The sequence below is a fragment of the Enterococcus sp. SMC-9 genome, assembly GCF_021011285.1.
Taxonomy (GTDB): domain Bacteria; phylum Bacillota; class Bacilli; order Lactobacillales; family Enterococcaceae; genus Enterococcus_C; species Enterococcus_C montenegrensis.
In genome coordinates, this window is sequence record NZ_JAILYE010000005.1 from 331476 (window position 1) to 349213 (window position 17738).

A 17738-nucleotide genomic window follows, 5' to 3' on the forward strand; every position below is an offset into this window, starting at 1 on the left:
AAAATTTTGTTACATATTACGGTTCATATTTTTTATTTTAATCATCCGCGTTACTTCAGAACGCTCATTTTCTTCCAACTTCATTTTGATGTAATAAATTGTCTCTTCCAACTCTGGAATCGTCATATACTCTAATGCGTTCACTCGGCGTCTTGTTTTTTCAATTTCACCAGCCATCAATTGACACGTTTTTTCCACCTCGGTTAAAGCTAACAACTTCGGTAACACGGTCGTAAATCGAGCAATGGCATTATCTAAAGGAACATTAGAATTCAGATAGCCATATTCTAATGGTGCCTCAAAAAGATCCTCATCGTAATGGAAATTCAAAACAGGAACTTCCACACTCATAATATTCTTTTGATCCATTTCCAGTTCTACTCTGGTAGCGGGCAAAATGAACAATTCTTCAATAAACGCTTCATTTAAAGTTGCATTAGCAAGGCGAAAAGCGCGCATGGCGCTTTCCATCAACCCTTCTACTTCCTGGCGTAAATGATTGTTTTCTTTGACCATCAAAATAAAGCGGCGCATTAATTCATCTTGTTTATCTTTTAGTAATTTATGTCCCCGTTTGGCCGTTGTCAGCTGCTTTTGCAAGCGCGCCAACTCCATTCGAGTCGGATTAACATTTAAACGCGCCATCTAAACTACCCCTTTTCTGGCAAGTACTTTTCAATCATATCATCTTTAATTCGTTTTAATTCAGTTTTTGGCAAAATACTTAATAATTGCCAACCTAAATCAAGGGTTTCGGTAATCGAGCGATTCGTTTCATAACCTTGGTTAACGTATTCAGTTTCAAAACGTTCAGCAAACTGGGCATATATTTTATCAACTTCAGATAAAGCAGAATCCCCTAAAACAACCGCCAATTCTTTCGCTTGTTTTCCTTGAGCGTAGGCTGAGAATAGTTGGTTCATGGTCGCAGCATGGTCTTCTCTAGTTTTACCTGGGCCGGTTCCTTTATCTTTAAGTCGCGATAAAGAAGGTAAGACGTCAATTGGTGGTTTGATCCCACTCTTATACAAATCTCGAGATAAAATGATTTGTCCTTCTGTAATATAGCCAGTTAAATCGGGAATTGGATGTGTTTTATCATCTTCTGGCATAGTTAAAATTGGTATCTGCGTGACAGAACCTTTTAACCCTTTAATCCGACCTGCTCGCTCGTATAACGTTGCTAAGTTGGTATATAAATATCCTGGATAACCTCGTCGGCCTGGAACTTCTCGCCGCGCTGCTGAAATTTCTCGTAATGCTTCACAATAATTTGTCATGTCTGTCATGATAACTAAAACGTGCATTCCTTTTTCATAAGCCAAATACTCGGCAGCAGTTAATGCCATACGTGGTGTCGCAATCCGCTCAATCGCAGGGTCGTTAGCCAAGTTCATAAAGACTACCGAACGGTCGATTGCGCCGGTTTTACGAAAGTCTTCCATGAAATATTCCGCTTCTTCAAAAGTAATCCCAATACCAGCAAAAACAACAGCAAAATCATCATCGGTATTTAATACTGCTGCTTGTCTGGCGATTTGTGCAGCTAGTTCTTTATGAGGTAAACCTGAACCAGAAAATACGGGTAGCTTTTGACCTCTGACCAGTGTATTCAGGTGATCGATGGATGAAATACCGGTCTGAATAAATTCATCTGGATAATCTCGTGCCATTGGATTAATTACTTCACCGTTAATATCCAACATTTTTTCAGGCAAAATTTCAGGCCCATTGTCTTTTGGTCGTCCTAACCCGTCAAATGTTCGACCAATCATATCTAGTGATACGCCCAACTGTAAAGGATGACCTAAAAAACGTACTGCTGAATCTTTAAGATTGATACCGCCAGTACCTTCAAAAATTTGAACCAAGGCCTTATCTTCTGAGATTTCTAAAACTTGACCTTTGCGCATCTCTCCTGTTTGTAAACGTACTTCGATTAATTCTTCGTACTTCACACCGGCAACTTTATCAACAGCCATTAAGGGGCCAACAACTTCGCCAATCGTTTTATATTCTTTAATCACGATTCATGCCCCCTTCTTGGATAATCGTTTTAATTGTTTCTTTAATTTCTTGCGATAAATCTGTAATTTTATTGATTTCGTTTTCTGGCACGTATTTCATACGGGCAATTTTATCGCGCAGTAAGATAGTGCCTGACATGATTTCTGACAAGTAAGATCCTAATTCTAAGGCTTTTTCTGCTTCATCCCCAAAAGCGATAATATTAGAAAGCATCTGATATTGTTTTTCTCTTGAAGTGAAAGTATCAACATCATCAAAAGCATTTTGCTGTAGGTAATCCTCACGAATGGATTTGGTTACTTCTAGTAACAGCTGATCTTTTTCAGATAGAGAGTCAATTCCGACTAAGCGCACGATTTCTTGTAATTCTGATTCTTTTTGTAGCTGACGCATGGCTTTGGTTACAAGTTCTGACCAAGGAACTTGTAATTCTTGGTCTAAGTAATTGCCAACTTCTGTGTCATATAAAGAATAGCTTTTAAGCCAGTCTATTGACGGAAAGTGTCGTTTTTGTGCCAAAGTAGAATCTAAGCCCCAGAATACTTTTACGACGCGTAGTGTGTTTTGGGTCACCGGTTCTGAAACATCCCCACCAGAAGGAGAGACGGCACTAATAGCTGTAATACTGCCTTGGCGACCTTCTTGTCCTAAGGCAATTACTTTGCCAGCTCGTTCATAGTACTCAGCTAAACGTGAACCTAAATAAGCAGGATACCCTTCATCTCCAGGCATTTCTTCTAGCCGACCAGACATTTCTCTTAGCGCTTCGGCCCAACGAGAGGTAGAATCTGCCATAATGGCCACAGAGTAGCCCATATCACGGAAGTATTCGGCAATTGTAATACCGGTATAAATTGAAGCTTCTCGGGCTGCCACTGGCATATTTGATGTATTTGCAATTAAAATTGTGCGTTCCATCAAAGATTCCCCAGTATTGGGATCAATTAACTCTGGAAATTCATTCATAACGTCCGTCATTTCATTACCCCGCTCACCACAACCGACGTAAACAACTAAATCTACATCTGCCCATTTGGCAATTTGGTGTTGAACGACGGTTTTCCCCGCCCCAAAAGGACCAGGAACTGCCGCAGCGCCACCTTTGGTTACAGGGAAAAAAGTATCAATTACACGTTGTCCGGTAATCATTGGGGCTTGGGGATTCATTTTTTCTTTCACAGGCCGTGCACGACGCACCGGCCATTTTTGCAACATGGTGAATTCTTTATCACCTGTTTTAGTATCTAAGACATAAATAACTTCATCTAAAGTAAACATACCCGATTTAATCTCTTTTATCGTACCAGAAACGCCATTTGGTACCATAATTTTATGGGTAATAATTTTTGTTTCCGCCACTGTCCCGACAATATCTCCCGCAGAGACATTAGTTCCAACGGCTACATTGGCTTGAAAGTCCCATTTTTTCTCGTGATCCAATGCCGGTAGTTGAACACCCCGCGTCAAAAAATTACTTTTTGTTTGGGCCATAAAAACATCCAACGGTCGTTGAATGCCGTCAAACATTTGGGAAATAATCCCGGGTCCTAATTCAACAGATAAAGCTTCACCCGTAGAACGAACGGGTTCTCCAGGTCCAATACCAGCAGTCTCTTCATAAACCTGAATTGAAGCAACATCGCCTCGCATTTCGATAATTTCGCCAACAACTCCAAGACTACCTACAAAACAAATATCTTGGATGCTGGCTTCACTCATATTTTCGGCCATTACTAAGGGACCGGATACTTTGATTATCTTGCCAACTTGCACTATCTTTAGCTCCTTTACAAAATGTTTTGTCCGACTGCTTTTTCAACATTGTCTTGAATCATTTGGCGGCCAATACCTAACGTACCGTCATGATTTGGAATCAAAACTACGGACAGTTTAGGATTTGATTTATGCCGATTGATTTCTTCTGCAATTTCTTTGCCGCAAGCTTCGGTTAAATAGATAACACCATAACCTTCTGATGCCATTTGTAAAAAAGCTTGCAAAACAGCCTCTTTCTTCGTGTCTGAGAAGACGGTGAACCCAAACAGTTTAAACGGCAATACGGATTCCTTATCTCCAATTACACCAATTTTATATGTCATAGGTTATTCGCATCCTCTCTTTAATTTGTTCGTTTGTAAAGCCACTTTTCTTACCCGTAACAATCAGTCGTAGATTTTTTGTTTCGATTTCTTTGGCGTTTAGATACGCTAATAGCGGTAACGGTCCAAAAGCTTCCGTTTGGGCGGATGCGAACATTTCTGTCAGCCGATTATCCTTAATTGTATCTAATTTGGCAAAATCAATTTTTTCACCACTAATCGCAGGTGCCAAAAGATCCCCATACTCGCTTGCCAAAAGATACTCTTTTAGAGCTGAAATATCTAATTTGGCAAAGTCCAAATACGTTTCTTTTGAAATACTACCAGAACTTGACAACACGGCCGTTAAAAAGGCTTGACTCCGTTTTTGTAAAAGACAGCGTAAAGCGGTTATGATGTTAGTTAAATCAATGAAAGTAATGATTTCTTTTAACAATTCAGGATAACCTAGTTCCTCGCCTAAACGTCTTTGTTCTTTTAAAAAGCGACGATCGTAAATAACATCGATTCCTTGCAAAATTGCAGATTCTGCCAAGTACTCCCGCACTTCATTGATACTTTTTAAAATTGAGGGTGGCAATACAGCGGATTTGCCCGTTTCAATGGCGTGTTTTAGCTCATCTAGTTCATAAAAGCCATCTGGTAAATATAAATAGTCGTAATTTTCGCCAATATAATGCGCTTTTGTTAAAACTTTTAAATTATGCAAAGTAAAGCGCATCGTAAAGATAAAAATAACCTCTGGTACGGGTGCTCTTTCAACTAGTTCACGGTAGCTTGCTAGTAATTCTTGATTTAAAACAGCATCAAAATTATTGGGGAAATCCGTTGTTAAATATTTACCATAGACCGTAGCATTTAATAGTTCTTTTATTTTTGGTAAATCTGAAGATATCAATTGCTCATAAAAGCTAGGAGCTAAAATTTCTGTTTCTTTCAAGCGAACATAAGGATTTAGTTGATGATATAAATCTTGTTTCATAAACGCGCTCCTTGTCATAAAGCCAACCTCTTTTAAAAGGTTCGACTTTTTATCCTTCAAACAACATTTGTGAAATACTGTTGCTATTTGATGTTTTGATTTCATTTAGTAAGTCTCGGTACAAAAAGTTATACTGCACGCCTTTGTCATCGACGACAAAACCGTATGAATCTGCCGTAATTTCTTCTCCATAAACCAACTCATAGTCCAATTTTTCATTCATTTGCTCTAACCATTTTTCCGGGTAGCTTGATTTTGGCATTTTGTTTGCTGGTTTGAAAATAACTTTTTTCCCTTTTTCAAAAGGAAGCTGTTGTAAACAAGCGGCAGCGAAATCTTGGAGGGCGTCATTTTGCCAAGCTTGCATTTTGGCATAGGCTTCCTCAAAGACTTGACTTAGATAATTCTGTTTTGCCAACAGCGTTTCTTGCTTTACTTCCATCTGTTGCCGGGCATGAAGTTGTTTATATTTTACGTTTTGATTTTTTTCTAATTGTGCGGTTAATTTTTCGTCTTCAGCTTCAATCAAAGCTTTTCGCCTCAGAAAATCATCATCAATTTGCGCCTGTTGTTCTGCTTTATAGGCTGCACGTTTTGTTGCTGCAGCTTCATCTATTTGTTCAATAATTTTTGTAATGGCGTCCATTTTTCTACCTCCTTTTACTATTGGAAACTAGATGCTACCTAAAAGTAGAAATGAGATAACGAAACCTAAAATGGCATACATTTCAACCATTACCGCAAACATAACCCCTTTAAAGAAGTGTTCTGGTTTTTTTGCTAAAATTTGAATACCAGCAGCAGCAACTTTACCTTGGGCTATCCCTGAAAATAGGCCGGTAAACGCAACTGGTAAAGAAGCCATTAAATAGGCCATGCCCGTTACAATTGACATATCAGCAGATAAACTACCATAAATCATAAACGCAATAACAAATCCATACAAACCTTGAGTACCTGGTAATAATTGCAAGATTAACGCTTGTCCAAATTTTTCTGGTTGGCTCGTCGTTAACGCCGCAGCGGCTTCACCGGTCAGACCTACCCCTTTAGATGATCCAATCCCTGAAAAAATTGTTGCAATCCCCATTCCGATAATCGCAAAAATCATACCACCTTGGTTGTTAATTAAAAAGTCGATCATTTGTTCTTTCCTCCATTTTCTTCTTTAAAGTTGACATATTTTTCTGTCGGCTTAAACGTTTTAAAAGCACGTCCACCGCCGTTGTAAAATTTTCCAAAAAACTCGACATACTGTAACCGTGCCGCATGAACATAAGCACTAAGCAAAGATAAGAAAATATTTAACCCCTGCAAAGCAATGATTAAAACGGCACCAGCACTAAAGCGCGCCACAGGGGGCATATACCCCACTAACATGTTAAAAGCAGCGGCAATACTCCCCCCAGAAATCCCTAAGGCCATTAAGCGACTATAACTAACGAAATCGCCAATATAACTGGTAACGCCATAAAGTTCATACAATCCCATGAAAAAGCCGCCCACTTTTGATTTTCCGGTTACAGCCGGAATTAAAAGAACACAGATTGCACCGATTACTGCGACGACAATTCCTAAAATAAAGATTGCTTCAGATGCGAGTACCAATTTCCCAGCTGCAGCAATGATAATCCCAGCCAAAATTGCTTGCCAAGAAAACCCTTGATTCACAGCTTGTACATAATCTTTTTTCTTAATGTTTTCTTTAGCAGCTAAGAACAGGCCGGTAAACAATTGAATTCCACCAAAAACCATTGAGATACCAAAAATCGCCATGAAATCTTTTGAAGGAGACAAGAGATAAAATGGTAATTCTGCCCCAAAGCAGCTGCCATAGATGAGCCCCCAAATAATCGTCGAAACTGATAAATATTGGAACAATTTCATAAAGCGCGCGACGCCTTTACTTAAGGTAACTCTTTTTAATGCCACGGTTGTGACTAAAAGCATTAAAAGGCCATAGCCTAAATCTGCCACCATCATGCCAAAAAAGACGAAGTAAAATGGTGCCAACCACGGTGTAGGATCAATTTCTTGATATTGTGGCAGACTATACATCTCAGTTAACATTTCAAAAGGCTGAACCACGGCTGCATTTTTCAACTTGGTGGGAGTTTTTAACGTTTCTATTTCTGCTGCTGTTGGTTTTGCGTAGGTATAGTAAATTTCATGATTCAAAAAGTGTTTGGCTAACTGCATTTCAAACTGTTGGCAATCACTATCTGCGATCCAACCGGATAATACGACGAGATTATCAGATTTTACTAAACCTGCTTTAACGATTTCTCGTTCTTTTTTAGCTAAAATGACTTCTTCAGCTAATTGTAAAGAAGCAATTTCTTTTTTTCGTTGTCCAATTTCTGCCACCAAAGCTTTTTCTTGTTTAGCAAGAGTTGCCAATTGTGTTTTAGCGGCTTGTAGGACTTGCTTTGGTAATTTGTTATATGGGTTTACTTCCTCTTTGACCCCATACTTTTGTAATAATTCTTGCACATTTTTTGCTTCATATTTTAAATAGATCAAAGCAAAACCTGTCATTTGTTTTTCAGTAAAGATATTTTCGACATAAAGATTGTCATTATCTTTTACTTCACTTAAAAAATCCAACCACGATTTATCTTCTAAAGTTCCTAACAACATTTGGGTACTGGCAGTTTCATCAGCCGTATATGCATCAAGACTTTGCCATAATGTTCCCCATTGTTCTTTTTCTAAATTAACTTTTTTAGCTTCTTGCATTTCAGACCAGCGATTTTGTAAATCAGCTAACTGGTCTAATTGTTTGCGTAATTTAGTTTCATCAAACTCATTTTCCAAAGCAAAAAAATCCAGCGTCTTGCGTTTTAACTCCACTGTTTTTTCTTTTGCATTCCCATGATTTCTGACAAAGCGCAAAGCTGTTTCAATTTGCTGTAATAATTTTTCGTATTTTTGCATACCTTCGTGGGAAATCTGTAACCCAGCGGGAAAGTAATAGTCAATCCAGGTTTTATTCTCTTCATCTGATACTAAATCTGTAATTTCAACAGTTTGTAGTCCCTGAAGAAGTTGGAGTAGCTCCTCTTGATGGGATTTTTCTAAAATTAAGGAAATCTTTTTTACTGCTTCAACTGCCATAAATCTCCTGCACCCTTTCTATAATGAAAGTGGCGACTTTTTCATGACGCTCTTTGTAAAGCGCAGTAAATGTCGCTTTTTCTTGTTTAGCAGCGGCTAAAAGTTCCTCTTTCTCACTTTTTAGTGCTGTTTCTGAAATTTTTTCTGCTGCTTCAAGTTGTTGCTGTCGGCTTGCTTTAAGACCATCTTTAAGTAATTGCAATTGTGCTTCTTTTTTTTCAGCATATTCTTGCAACTCTTTTTGTAAGTCATTTTGTAAATCTTCGTTTTTCATTTCTGCTGCTTTAATCTTATCTAAAGCTTCCTTCAATTGATTTCCTCCTTTGCTGCGAATAAGAAAAGCTTTCAGTCAGCTGTCAAAAGTTCAACTTTTAAGTCTTTCATTAAAATTTTTGCTTAGTATTTCTATCAATACTTCACTACAATACAAAAAGCGTAATTTTAAAAAACTAGACACGACTGCCCTAATCGTAATGATAACTCGTCATTTGCTAATAAAAAAAACGTACTTCAACTATATTGAAGTACGTTTAAAAAAAGCACTTCAAAAATGCTCTTCTCACCCCTTGAAGAACGCGATCCTTGAAGTCTTTGACTCAACCATTACAAAATATGGAAAAATATTACTCATTCATGATAACAAACCCCAATAAAAAAAGCTATGACTTCACAAAAAAATCATAACTTTTCTTGGTGTAAAAGACTGACATAACCGGTTTTTCCAGCTTATTATTTCTGTAAAAAAATATTTTTTTACTTTTTAACCTTGACGAATTAAATAATCAAAAGCCCCTAACGCAGCGGTTGCACCTGATCCCATAGCAATGATGATTTGCTTATACCGGCTGTCTGTGCAATCACCAGCGGCAAAAATTCCAGCAACATTTGTCCTGCCGTCAGCGGCGGTAATGATTTCACCGCGTTCATTTAAATTAACTGACGTACTTTCTAACCACTTTGTATTTGGTTGTAAGCCAATCAAAATGAAGGCGCCGGCTACGGCAAGGCTTTCTTTTTCACCAGTTTCACGTTTGCGATATGTTAAGCCTGCGACTTTATCATCTCCGTCAATGCTCATTGTCTCAGCGTTCAAGATAACCGTAACGTTGTGAAGTTCGCCTAGTCGTTCTTGTAAAATTTTATCTGCCTTTAATTCCGATAAAAATTCTAAAACATAGACATGATGACAAATACCAGCTAGATCAATAGCCGCTTCAATACCGGAATTTCCACCACCAACAACGGCGACATCTTTTCCAGCAAATAGTGGACCATCACAATGGGGACAATACGCTACTCCTTTATTTTTGAATTTAGCTTCGCCAGGAATATTCAGGTTACGCCAATGTGCGCCTGTAGCTAAAACCACCGCTTTACTTTGAAGGGTTGCGCCATTTTCTAAATTAAGGGTTACGAGGTCATCTTTTTGAATACTTGTGGCAATTTGCCCATCAATCAAATCAACATCGTATTCTTCAACATGTTGCTTTACTTCGGCCATAAATTTAGGACCTTTTGTTTTTGGCGTTCCAATAATATTTTCAATCGTTAAAGTTTCTAATACTTGTCCGCCAAATTCATTGGCCAATAAGCCTGTCCGAATCCCTTTTCGCGCCGCATAAATTGCGGCACTGGCCCCAGCAGGACCACCTCCGACAACTAAAACATCAAAAGGATCCCTTGCTTTGAAGTCAACCTTTTGGGTCGTTGGGATTTTCTTTAACAATTGTGCAAGTGTTGCTCTACCACTTGAAAATTCCTCGCCATTTAAAAAGACCGTAGGAACAGCTAAAATATTTTTTGTCTCTACTTCTTCTTTAAATGTCCCCCCTTCAATCATAGTGTGACTGATATTAGGATTTAAAACAGCCATGATATTTAACGCTTGAACAACATCAGGACAGTTTTGACACGTTAAACTAATAAAGGTTTCAAAATGTAGCGTTTCGGTAATTCCTTCAATTTGCTGATAATCTGCTTCGTCAATTTTTGGTGCCCGTCCGCTAACTTGTAAAACCGCTAAAATAAATGAAGCAAATTCGTGGCCTAAAGGTAAACCGGCAAAAGTAATTCCACTTGTTTGATCTGGTTGGTCAACGGTAAATTGAGGCTTTCGCAAACCTGCGACTTCTTCAAAACTTAAAAGATCTGATAATGCTGTAACTTCTACTAAGAATTCTTTCATTTTATTAGAATTTTCATCGCTACCAAGGCTAGCATTAAATACAACAGGCCCTTCTAGCATGGTCAAATACTGTTTTAACTGTTGGATGGTGTTGTTATCTAACAATTTTTTCGCTCCTTTAAGTAAAAACCGCCAAACTTACATAAGTAAACAGCACTGAGGCTGCACTTAAAGAAGTTGACGGTAATATTTTTAGCAACTAAAGTCTAATCACAGCTGCAATTAGACTAGTTTAAATTTTACCCACTAAATCAAAACTTGGCGTCAGTGTTTCGCCACTTTCCTTCCATTTAGCCGGACAAACTTCACCTGGATGTGTACGCACATATTGGGCTGCACGAATCTTGTCTACTAACGTACTTGCGTCACGTCCAATCCCGTCAGCGTTAATTTCTACAGCTTGAACAATGCCATCTGGGTCGATAATAAACGTACCACGTTGCGCTAATCCTTCCGCTTCATCTAAAACGTCGAACATTTCAGCAATTTTATGACTAGGGTCGCCAATCATATAGTATTTGATTTTACCAATGGCTTCTGATGTTTCATGCCATGCTTTATGGGTAAAGTGGGTATCTGTGGAGCAAGAGTAAACTTCCACATCTAAGGACTGCAATGTTTCATATTGGTCTTGCAGATCTTCTAATTCTGTTGGACAGACAAACGTAAAGTCAGCAGGATAAAAACATAAAACACTCCACTTTCCTTTAAAGTTTTCCGTTGAAACACTAACAAATTCACTATTATGATATGCTTGCGCGCTGAATTCAGCCACTTCTTTTCCAATCATTGACATCATCTTACCTCCGCTAATTTATTGAGAATATATTTATCTAATTGAAAACTATTCCCTAGTAAAAACCATTTATCAAGAAAATAGTAATTATCAATTTATAATTACTATAATCTAAAAACGAATCAATGTGAACCTTTTCCCGTAAAAAAAATCATTATTTTTTTTAATTCTGATAATAAGTGTTTATTTATACTCCCTTTTGTGAATAGTGGTACTATATAAAAGAAGGGATTGATAATCATGGCATTAACAATTAAACAAGCAGAAGATTATTTGACAAATCACGTATCTGGTATCACCGTAATGGATGTTACAGTGGAGTATCCTGATCAAAAAGAAGTTCTTTATATCGAAGGTGAAAAAGATTACTTCTTCTTTATCAGCGCAGATGATACTTATCGCTTTACCGATGGTCAAAAAAATGAAAAAGCTTTTTCTCATGAAGATTCAGAAAATCCTATGACCGAAGAAGAATTCTTAGATAAAATGGTAAGAGTCATTTTATCAGAAGAATAAAATAAAGACCCAGGTTCAATACGAATCTGGGTCTTTATTTATAAAAGAATAACCATAGGCTAAATTATTAGGTCAAAGAAGTAATTTTCTCAACCCCAGTGGGTTTACCCTAAAAAAAGGGTGTGTGAAATTTGTCTTCACACACCTGGAGGTAAAAGAAATGGACTTTCTTATAGCTCTATTTTAACAAAAAAGACAAGGCCAGTCTAATCATATACTAATTTATCTCTCATTATACTGATAATAGCCGTTACTTTTCTTCACTACGTAATTTTTTTCTTGCCAAACCCCTAACTGCATGCTTTGGGCAGACTTTTGTGCTGCCAAAAGCTCATTAACATAGCTATCACCACCGACATTGACATAACGTACAATACCTAGACCTGCCTTTAACAACGCTGTTTGCAACATTTCATCTTTAACATAGACATAGGCTAAATAGCGTCCATAACTATCTTTTATTTCACCCTTGTCAAAAACGATACGAATATCCCCATTTGCTAACTTATCTTTGGTAAAAGCACTCGCTTCTTTACCAAAGGGTTGCACTGCTAGATTAGGTTTAACACTTTCTGGTGTATCGACCATCAATAGCCGTAATTTATATTCTTTGTCATGAACATAAAATGCAAAAGTATCGCCATCGACATTGCGGATACGCAAGACTGTGATTTTCTCTAGTCGGGGCGGATTGTCTAAATCAACAGCTTCAATTGCGACATGTTTGGTTGTTGTCGTCGTATTGTGGGGAACATCTGCTTGGGATTGTTTTTTTTCTGTATTAGGAAGAATACCTGTGACTTGCAAGAAAAAAAGTAGCAAGACAATCAAAATACTCCCTAAGCTGATTTTCTTTTTCATCTTTTCACCTTTAAAAATTAATATTAACAAAAAATTTTACATGGCTCACTTCGTTAAAAAATTCAATTTCCAACAGTTGTGCCTTATTTTTTCTTTGTTCTTTTTGCTGAATGCTTTTTTATTATGCCTTACTTTTATCTTTTGAACAAATGAAATGAAATTTCTAAAAATTTATGCAATTTAGTGTTGAAATTTTCAGAATATTCCAGTATGATACTGTTTGTTCTTTAAAAATACGGCTATTGTTATTTTACATAGCTTTTAAGATAGGTGAAATAATGGAAAATAAACTACAAAAAAAGATGCATTCTCGCCATGTGACCATGTTGGCATTGGGAGGTGCAATTGGAGCCGGCTTGTTCAAAGGAAGTGGCGAAGCGATTAATTTAGCCGGACCTTCTGTTATTCTGGCTTTCTTTTTGGGCGGATTGTTATTATTTAGTATTATGAATGCGGTGGGTACTTTAGCGGTGAACAACAGTCACGCGCAAAGTTTATCTGGTGTCGTTGCACCTTATATCGGTTCTTTTTCGGCCTACTTTACCGATTGGCTTTATTGGACGATGTGGATGATTAATATCGTTGCAGAAGCAGTAGCCGCTGCGAGCTTCATGCAGTTATGGTTTCCCAATGTTCCTGCTTGGATTTTTATATTAATTATTTCTTTACTCACGACTATGATTAATTTTTTATCTGTTAAGATATTTGCGGAAACCGAATTTTGGTTAACGATGGGAAAGATCAGTGTCGTTGTTTTACTGATTATCTTTGCTAGTTACCTTGTTTTAGGTCGGATTTTCCATGATGGTTTAGTACCTACGATGAGTTCATTAACGAGTCATGGTGGCTTTTTCCCCCATAAAGTGCAAGGTTTATTAAATTCTTTGCTATTAGTAGTTTATTCTTACGGTGGAACTGAACTGGTCATCATTGCAATGGGAGAAACCGCAGATCCCGCTAAATCTATTCCCAAAGCGATTCGCAGTGTGCTATTTCGCATTATCGCTTTTTATATCGTCCCCATGTTTTTACTGCTTATTATTTATCCATGGCAAACATTAGCCAACTCAGATGCGAGTCCCTTTGTTTTGATTTTTGAAAAAATGCAAATTCCGTTTGCTGCCGATCTTGTTAATTTAGTAATCGTTTTTGCTTTGTTTTCTTCAATCAACTCTGGTATTTATGCATCATCACGAATTTTGCATTTACAACTTTCTAAAACAAAAAAATTCAGTAAATATATGCGTTTAAATAAACATGGTGTGCCCAATCGAGCTGTCATGTTTTCAACTGGAATGCTTTATATTGGCGTTTTATTATCTTATTTATTTGGTGAATCACTCTTTACTTATTTAGTGGGTTCTCTTTCTTATACTGTGCTTTTAATTTGGCTAATGTTGTGTTTAGCATACTTTAGCTATTTGCAAAAAAATAGCACTTCTTTATTTAAAAAGACAGTAAATATTGTAACCTTAGTAAGTTTAACCGCGATTTTTATCGCAATTTTAACGACTAGTAATTTAGTAGTTACCGAAGTGACGATTGTTTTATATGGTTTAATCGTCCTCTCTTACTTTTTACAAAAACGTACTGCTGCTAATGCAGCTGCACTCGATTAGTTTTTTAAATAAAAAACCCAAGAACAAAGCGAAATTTTCTTTTATTCAAAGAAAAAATGCTTTTGTTCTTGGGTTTTTACTATCCTCGTACCAATAGTGGGACTAAAAAAGCATAGCTGGTAAAGAAATCTAATAAAGAACGTCGCCGTTTATTCGAATCAATAAATAGCGCTGTCTTCTCATTATCATCTGGATAAATTGCAACCTTCTGATCTTGATCTAATAAAACCTCATAGTGATTGGCTGCCGTCTTTTCAAAATCAAAATCCTCATTCTCCATGGTAATGATAAAGATTTCATCTAAAACACTTGTAGCCATTTGATAGTCGGTTTCCAATTTAACATGTAGTTCTTGGGTATTATCTAAAAGCGTTGCCGCAACATCAAAATCCAGAGTCCGAAAGTGTTGTAGCAATAAATTGATATCATAGTTTACTAAAGACAACTGACTTTTTGAAAATACTTGATCCGCATACCACAAATGAACCAGGCGCAATACTTCTTCGTCTTTAACTGTAACTTTCATCGCTTGTATATCAATCATTATTAACGGCATAAATTCTGAAGTAAAACGTGAATCAACAGGATTAATTTTAAAACTGAAAATTAGGTTTTGCTTATCATCTAAATAGTATTGAACCAAGAAATGTTTTGTTTCCCATACATCATAACTATTTTCTGCCGGTTTTAACCCCACTGAATGTAATGGTTTTAATAATTCGTAAGAAAAATATTCTAATAAGATTTTTTTGGCAATTACAGAAATTTCGGCTTGCGGGACAATCAGACGGCCAAACTCAGCCAGTAACTCTTCAAAATCGGCTTCCATTAAAGCTTTACGCAATTTTAAGTCGGCCAATTCCTTTTCTGAAGCTGCAATTAACAACACAATTTCATCATGGTCATTTTCTTTATTTTGTTGATAAAGTTCTGCCTCTGTTGTTTTTGGTAACTCTGTAGTCAATCTTTCCTCAACAGCCCTGTTGTCGGTTACTGCTTTTGGTTGATTTGATGTTTCGCTTACGGGAGTTGCTAGTGACTCTTGGGGCAAATCATTTTTACCGTCAGTCATTTTCTTTGCCTCCTTCGTTTAAATATTCTGTTATGAAAGTTGATAATTGTTCTTGTAACTCTTCCAAACCACCAAAGTAACGTTTAATCTGACGGAACTCTTTGGTAACCAGAGCACGGTTTAGTCTGACTTGTTGGTATTTATTTTCCAAGATAGCTTTTTGTTGGGCAGTTTTCTCTCGTTCTTCAACATAAGGTAGCCATTTAGCACGCTGAGCCGTCAGTTCTTCCTTTTGTTTAAGAATCATATCCAATTCTTCGTCAGTTTTCCCACGATTAAAAAATCCTTTGGTATTTTCAATCGCTTTTTCCTTTTGGTTAAGCTCTTTAATCTTTTCATCAAGCTTTTCAATTTGAGCTTTTGCTGTAATTGTGTTAGCTGTTAGCTGATCCATTTCCTGCTCAATTTGTTTCATCAAGCCATCATGATCAGCAATGAAAGCCTCCCATCCACTATCAATTTTTGGAATAACGAAAATTTCTGGAATACTTGTATCAATTCCAATCGCTGCTCTTTGACGATAATAGTCACCAATTCGGTAGTAGTTTAACGTTTCTGAAACTTTTTCATGGTGACGCATAAAAGGAAAAGTTGTCATAAAACTGTCATGAATTTTTTTAGTTAATAACTTATCAATTTCATGATTTGCATTGGAAGTTTTTTTCAACTCATCATGCAATCGTCCATTGTATATCCGATAGATATCTGGAATTCGCTCCTCTTTGATGGCCAATTCAAAATCTTTTAGGTCATGTAACATTTGACCAATATTTTTTGATGCTACTTCTTTTATTTCACTAAAACTTTTAGACTCCTCAAATTCTGTCGTTTCTGAATTTGGTTCATCGTAATCGTTGGTCATCTTAATCCCTTCTTTCAACACATTATACTTCTATTTTAGCATTAATTAGTAAATAAGCATTATTTAAGCTATAAAACAGAAATAAGAAAGACTGAAAGAAACCATCCAGTCTAAAGCATAAGATCAAAATTTGCTAAATCAGTTTATTTCTTGTTCTTTCTTGGAAAGCTAGTATGTGAAGCTAGGCAGCCTTAAAGGTTAAAGCAGTCTAACCAATTTTTTTCTTGTAAAAAATTTATACTTTCGCTATAGTACAAAAAAGTACAACGACTTTAAAAATTAGCAAAATAGCTATTTTTAAGTGCTGTACTTTTAACATTAGTTGAAAATACCCGAAAAGAAATCCTTAATGCTCTGCCATAAATTTGTAAAAAAGCCTTGATTGTCATTTAGGCTCCCTTTTAGTTTATCACCAAAAGAACCTAATTCATCAGTCAGCTTATTAACAGTTTTATTGAAGCTATCACTCAACTTATCAAGTTGTGCCAATGATTCTTTATCCAAAACACCATCAGTTTTTTGATATTTTTCAGCTAAATTTACTAATTTATTTACATCATCTTGTGTCATAAAATCGGCTAAATTGTATTTTGCTAATGCATCATTAACAATTTTCTCAACATCTGCTTTAGTAGCTAATTCACCTTGTTTTTCTTTTAGTGCAGCTAACTCTTGTTTAATTTCTACTAATGTTTGATTCAGTTGTGTTCGATACGTCTCATCAGCTTTTTCTTGATCCAACTTACTCAAATTTTCAGCATTATTTTTTTGCGCAGCATTTTTAATAATCGAGTCTGACACGCTTTGTGTTGTATCCAGCTCTTCTTGCGCTAATTGTGCTCTTTTTTCGTTTACTTTTTCACCATTGGCTTCAAAAGCTTTATAAACACCAGTCAAAGCACTCTCACCGGTAACTTTTACAACACTTGCAACTTTGATTGTTGCATCTGCAATTCCTGCTGTAATTAGTGGATTTTTATATTGATCTGCTGTGATTAAAGTAATGTTTTCTGGTGTTAAAATATCAACTTTAATCCCCTTACCCTCGTTTTCTCTGGTTACCATAACCGAACTAAACATGACGTTATCATCACCGCTACCATAGCCTAGATATTTCACTAAATCGGCACCATTAGCAACGTCAATATTTACATCATCCGGGTTTACCCCAAATTTGTCTAACGTTTCAGCTCTTTGGGTACTATTTAATGCAGAACCCAACACCACCGTCGGCTTTCCCCAACGCTCGTTTATAACTGTGTCTTCAGCAGCTGCAGCATTGCTAGTAAAAGTAATTAAAGTTGTGAGTAATGCCACAACAACTAATAGCAGATAACTGAATTTATTATTTGTTTTTATGTTCATAAGAATACTCCTCTCGTTATATAAACATTGTAGACAAACTTCATTAACGAATACAATAAAAAAAGCTATTTTAACAATTTATTTATACTTTTTACTCAATCTTGAGATTTGGAAAATAAAAGAAAAAAAGCCAAGTCAAACTGACTTGGCTTAATATTTGCGTGGCGACGTCCTACTCTCACAAAGGGAAACCCTTCACTACAATCGGCGCTAAGAAGCTTAACTTCTGTGTTCGG

The 17738-nt window shown here is 36.7% G+C and carries 17 protein-coding genes and 1 rRNA gene; 2 read left to right on the forward strand and 16 right to left on the reverse strand.

Going from position 1 to position 17738, the window contains the following annotated elements; genetic code table 11:
* Positions 1-9: 9 nt before the first annotated feature.
* The 11 genes from K4422_RS09850 to ahpC form a co-directional block, all read right to left on the reverse strand.
* Positions 10-645 carry a V-type ATP synthase subunit D gene (locus K4422_RS09850; protein WP_206902858.1) on the reverse strand — a complete coding sequence of 212 codons (636 nt, stop codon included), beginning with the start codon at positions 643-645 and terminating at the stop codon, positions 10-12.
* Between the two features lie 5 nt (positions 646-650).
* The gene (locus tag K4422_RS09855; protein ID WP_206902859.1) at positions 651-2027 is read right to left on the reverse strand and encodes a V-type ATP synthase subunit B; all 1377 of its coding nucleotides are present in this window, start codon (positions 2025-2027) and stop codon (positions 651-653) included.
* Positions 2020-3801, reverse strand: a complete 1782-nt coding sequence (locus tag K4422_RS09860; protein ID WP_230710978.1) for a V-type ATP synthase subunit A — start codon at positions 3799-3801, stop codon at positions 2020-2022. The genes K4422_RS09855 and K4422_RS09860 overlap by 8 nt, the downstream gene beginning before the upstream one ends.
* A 14-nt stretch (positions 3802-3815) precedes the next feature.
* Positions 3816-4127 (reverse strand): V-type ATP synthase subunit F, encoded by a 312-nt coding sequence (locus K4422_RS09865; RefSeq protein WP_206902861.1) that lies wholly within the window; start codon positions 4125-4127, stop codon positions 3816-3818.
* Positions 4117-5109, reverse strand: coding sequence for a V-type ATPase subunit (locus K4422_RS09870; RefSeq protein WP_206902862.1), 993 nt, complete (start codon positions 5107-5109; stop codon positions 4117-4119). Before K4422_RS09870 ends, K4422_RS09865 begins: the two co-directional genes overlap by 11 nt.
* Before the next feature lie 49 nt (positions 5110-5158).
* Entirely contained in the window at positions 5159-5755 is a 597-nt protein-coding gene (locus tag K4422_RS09875) for a hypothetical protein (RefSeq protein WP_230710980.1), read from the reverse strand.
* A gap of 27 nt (positions 5756-5782) precedes the next feature.
* Positions 5783-6253, reverse strand: coding sequence for a V-type ATP synthase subunit K (locus K4422_RS09880; protein ID WP_206902864.1), 471 nt, complete (start codon positions 6251-6253; stop codon positions 5783-5785).
* A complete protein-coding gene (locus K4422_RS09885) occupies positions 6250-8226 on the reverse strand; it encodes a V-type ATP synthase subunit I (protein ID WP_230710982.1) in 1977 nt (658 codons plus the stop codon). The genes K4422_RS09880 and K4422_RS09885 overlap by 4 nt, the downstream gene beginning before the upstream one ends.
* A complete protein-coding gene (locus tag K4422_RS09890) occupies positions 8216-8536 on the reverse strand; it encodes a hypothetical protein (protein WP_230710984.1) in 321 nt (106 codons plus the stop codon). The genes K4422_RS09885 and K4422_RS09890 overlap by 11 nt, the downstream gene beginning before the upstream one ends.
* A 450-nt stretch (positions 8537-8986) precedes the next feature.
* Positions 8987-10516 carry an alkyl hydroperoxide reductase subunit F gene (ahpF, locus tag K4422_RS09895; protein WP_268991026.1) on the reverse strand — a complete coding sequence of 510 codons (1530 nt, stop codon included), beginning with the start codon at positions 10514-10516 and terminating at the stop codon, positions 8987-8989.
* Positions 10517-10643: 127 nt separating this feature from the next.
* On the reverse strand, positions 10644-11207 hold the full coding sequence (ahpC, locus tag K4422_RS09900; protein WP_206902868.1) for an alkyl hydroperoxide reductase subunit C: 564 nt from the start codon (positions 11205-11207) through the stop codon (positions 10644-10646).
* 240 nt (positions 11208-11447) lie between these two features.
* Here ahpC and K4422_RS09905 point away from each other — a divergent pair, with 240 nt between their 5' ends.
* On the forward strand, positions 11448-11723 hold the full coding sequence (locus K4422_RS09905) for a hypothetical protein (protein ID WP_206902869.1): 276 nt from the start codon (positions 11448-11450) through the stop codon (positions 11721-11723).
* Positions 11724-11945: 222 nt separating this feature from the next.
* Here the strand turns inward: K4422_RS09905 and K4422_RS09910 are convergent, their stop codons facing one another.
* Positions 11946-12584, reverse strand: a complete 639-nt coding sequence (locus K4422_RS09910; protein WP_230710986.1) for a thermonuclease family protein — start codon at positions 12582-12584, stop codon at positions 11946-11948.
* A 278-nt stretch (positions 12585-12862) separates the two neighbouring features.
* Here K4422_RS09910 and K4422_RS09915 point away from each other — a divergent pair, with 278 nt between their 5' ends.
* A complete protein-coding gene (locus K4422_RS09915) occupies positions 12863-14203 on the forward strand; it encodes an amino acid permease (protein WP_206902871.1) in 1341 nt (446 codons plus the stop codon).
* Between the two features lie 79 nt (positions 14204-14282).
* Here K4422_RS09915 and K4422_RS09920 read toward each other — a convergent pair whose 3' ends face one another.
* From K4422_RS09920 to rrf, 4 genes are all read right to left on the reverse strand, one after another.
* Positions 14283-15275 carry a hypothetical protein gene (locus K4422_RS09920; protein WP_230710988.1) on the reverse strand — a complete coding sequence of 331 codons (993 nt, stop codon included), beginning with the start codon at positions 15273-15275 and terminating at the stop codon, positions 14283-14285.
* Positions 15268-16137: a viral A-type inclusion protein gene (locus K4422_RS09925; protein WP_230710990.1), complete on the reverse strand. Its 870-nt coding sequence runs from the start codon at positions 16135-16137 to the stop codon at positions 15268-15270. Before K4422_RS09925 ends, K4422_RS09920 begins: the two co-directional genes overlap by 8 nt.
* Positions 16138-16455: 318 nt before the next feature.
* Positions 16456-17502 (reverse strand): DUF1002 domain-containing protein, encoded by a 1047-nt coding sequence (locus K4422_RS09930; RefSeq protein ID WP_230710992.1) that lies wholly within the window; start codon positions 17500-17502, stop codon positions 16456-16458.
* Between the two features lie 159 nt (positions 17503-17661).
* Positions 17662-17738, reverse strand: a 5S ribosomal RNA gene (gene rrf / locus K4422_RS13655); the annotation flags it as partial.

Excerpts from the sequence above, each read along its gene's own strand:
- K4422_RS09865 (WP_206902861.1), bottom strand. The coding sequence starts at position 4,127 with ATGACATATAAAATTGGTGTAATTGGAGATAAGGAATCCGTATTGCCG.
- K4422_RS09930 (WP_230710992.1), bottom strand. The coding sequence starts at position 17,502 with ATGAACATAAAAACAAATAATAAATTCAGTTATCTGCTATTAGTTGTT.
- K4422_RS09875 (WP_230710980.1), bottom strand. The coding sequence starts at position 5,755 with ATGGACGCCATTACAAAAATTATTGAACAAATAGATGAAGCTGCAGCA.
- K4422_RS09910 (WP_230710986.1), bottom strand. The coding sequence starts at position 12,584 with ATGAAAAAGAAAATCAGCTTAGGGAGTATTTTGATTGTCTTGCTACTT.
- K4422_RS09850 (WP_206902858.1), bottom strand. The coding sequence starts at position 645 with ATGGCGCGTTTAAATGTTAATCCGACTCGAATGGAGTTGGCGCGCTTG.
- K4422_RS09925 (WP_230710990.1), bottom strand. The coding sequence starts at position 16,137 with ATGACCAACGATTACGATGAACCAAATTCAGAAACGACAGAATTTGAG.
- K4422_RS09880 (WP_206902864.1), bottom strand. The coding sequence starts at position 6,253 with ATGATCGACTTTTTAATTAACAACCAAGGTGGTATGATTTTTGCGATT.
- K4422_RS09885 (WP_230710982.1), bottom strand. The coding sequence starts at position 8,226 with ATGGCAGTTGAAGCAGTAAAAAAGATTTCCTTAATTTTAGAAAAATCC.
- K4422_RS09915 (WP_206902871.1), top strand. The coding sequence starts at position 12,863 with ATGGAAAATAAACTACAAAAAAAGATGCATTCTCGCCATGTGACCATG.
- K4422_RS09920 (WP_230710988.1), bottom strand. The coding sequence starts at position 15,275 with ATGACTGACGGTAAAAATGATTTGCCCCAAGAGTCACTAGCAACTCCC.
- K4422_RS09870 (WP_206902862.1), bottom strand. The coding sequence starts at position 5,109 with ATGAAACAAGATTTATATCATCAACTAAATCCTTATGTTCGCTTGAAA.
- K4422_RS09905 (WP_206902869.1), top strand. The coding sequence starts at position 11,448 with ATGGCATTAACAATTAAACAAGCAGAAGATTATTTGACAAATCACGTA.
- ahpC (WP_206902868.1), bottom strand. The coding sequence starts at position 11,207 with ATGTCAATGATTGGAAAAGAAGTGGCTGAATTCAGCGCGCAAGCATAT.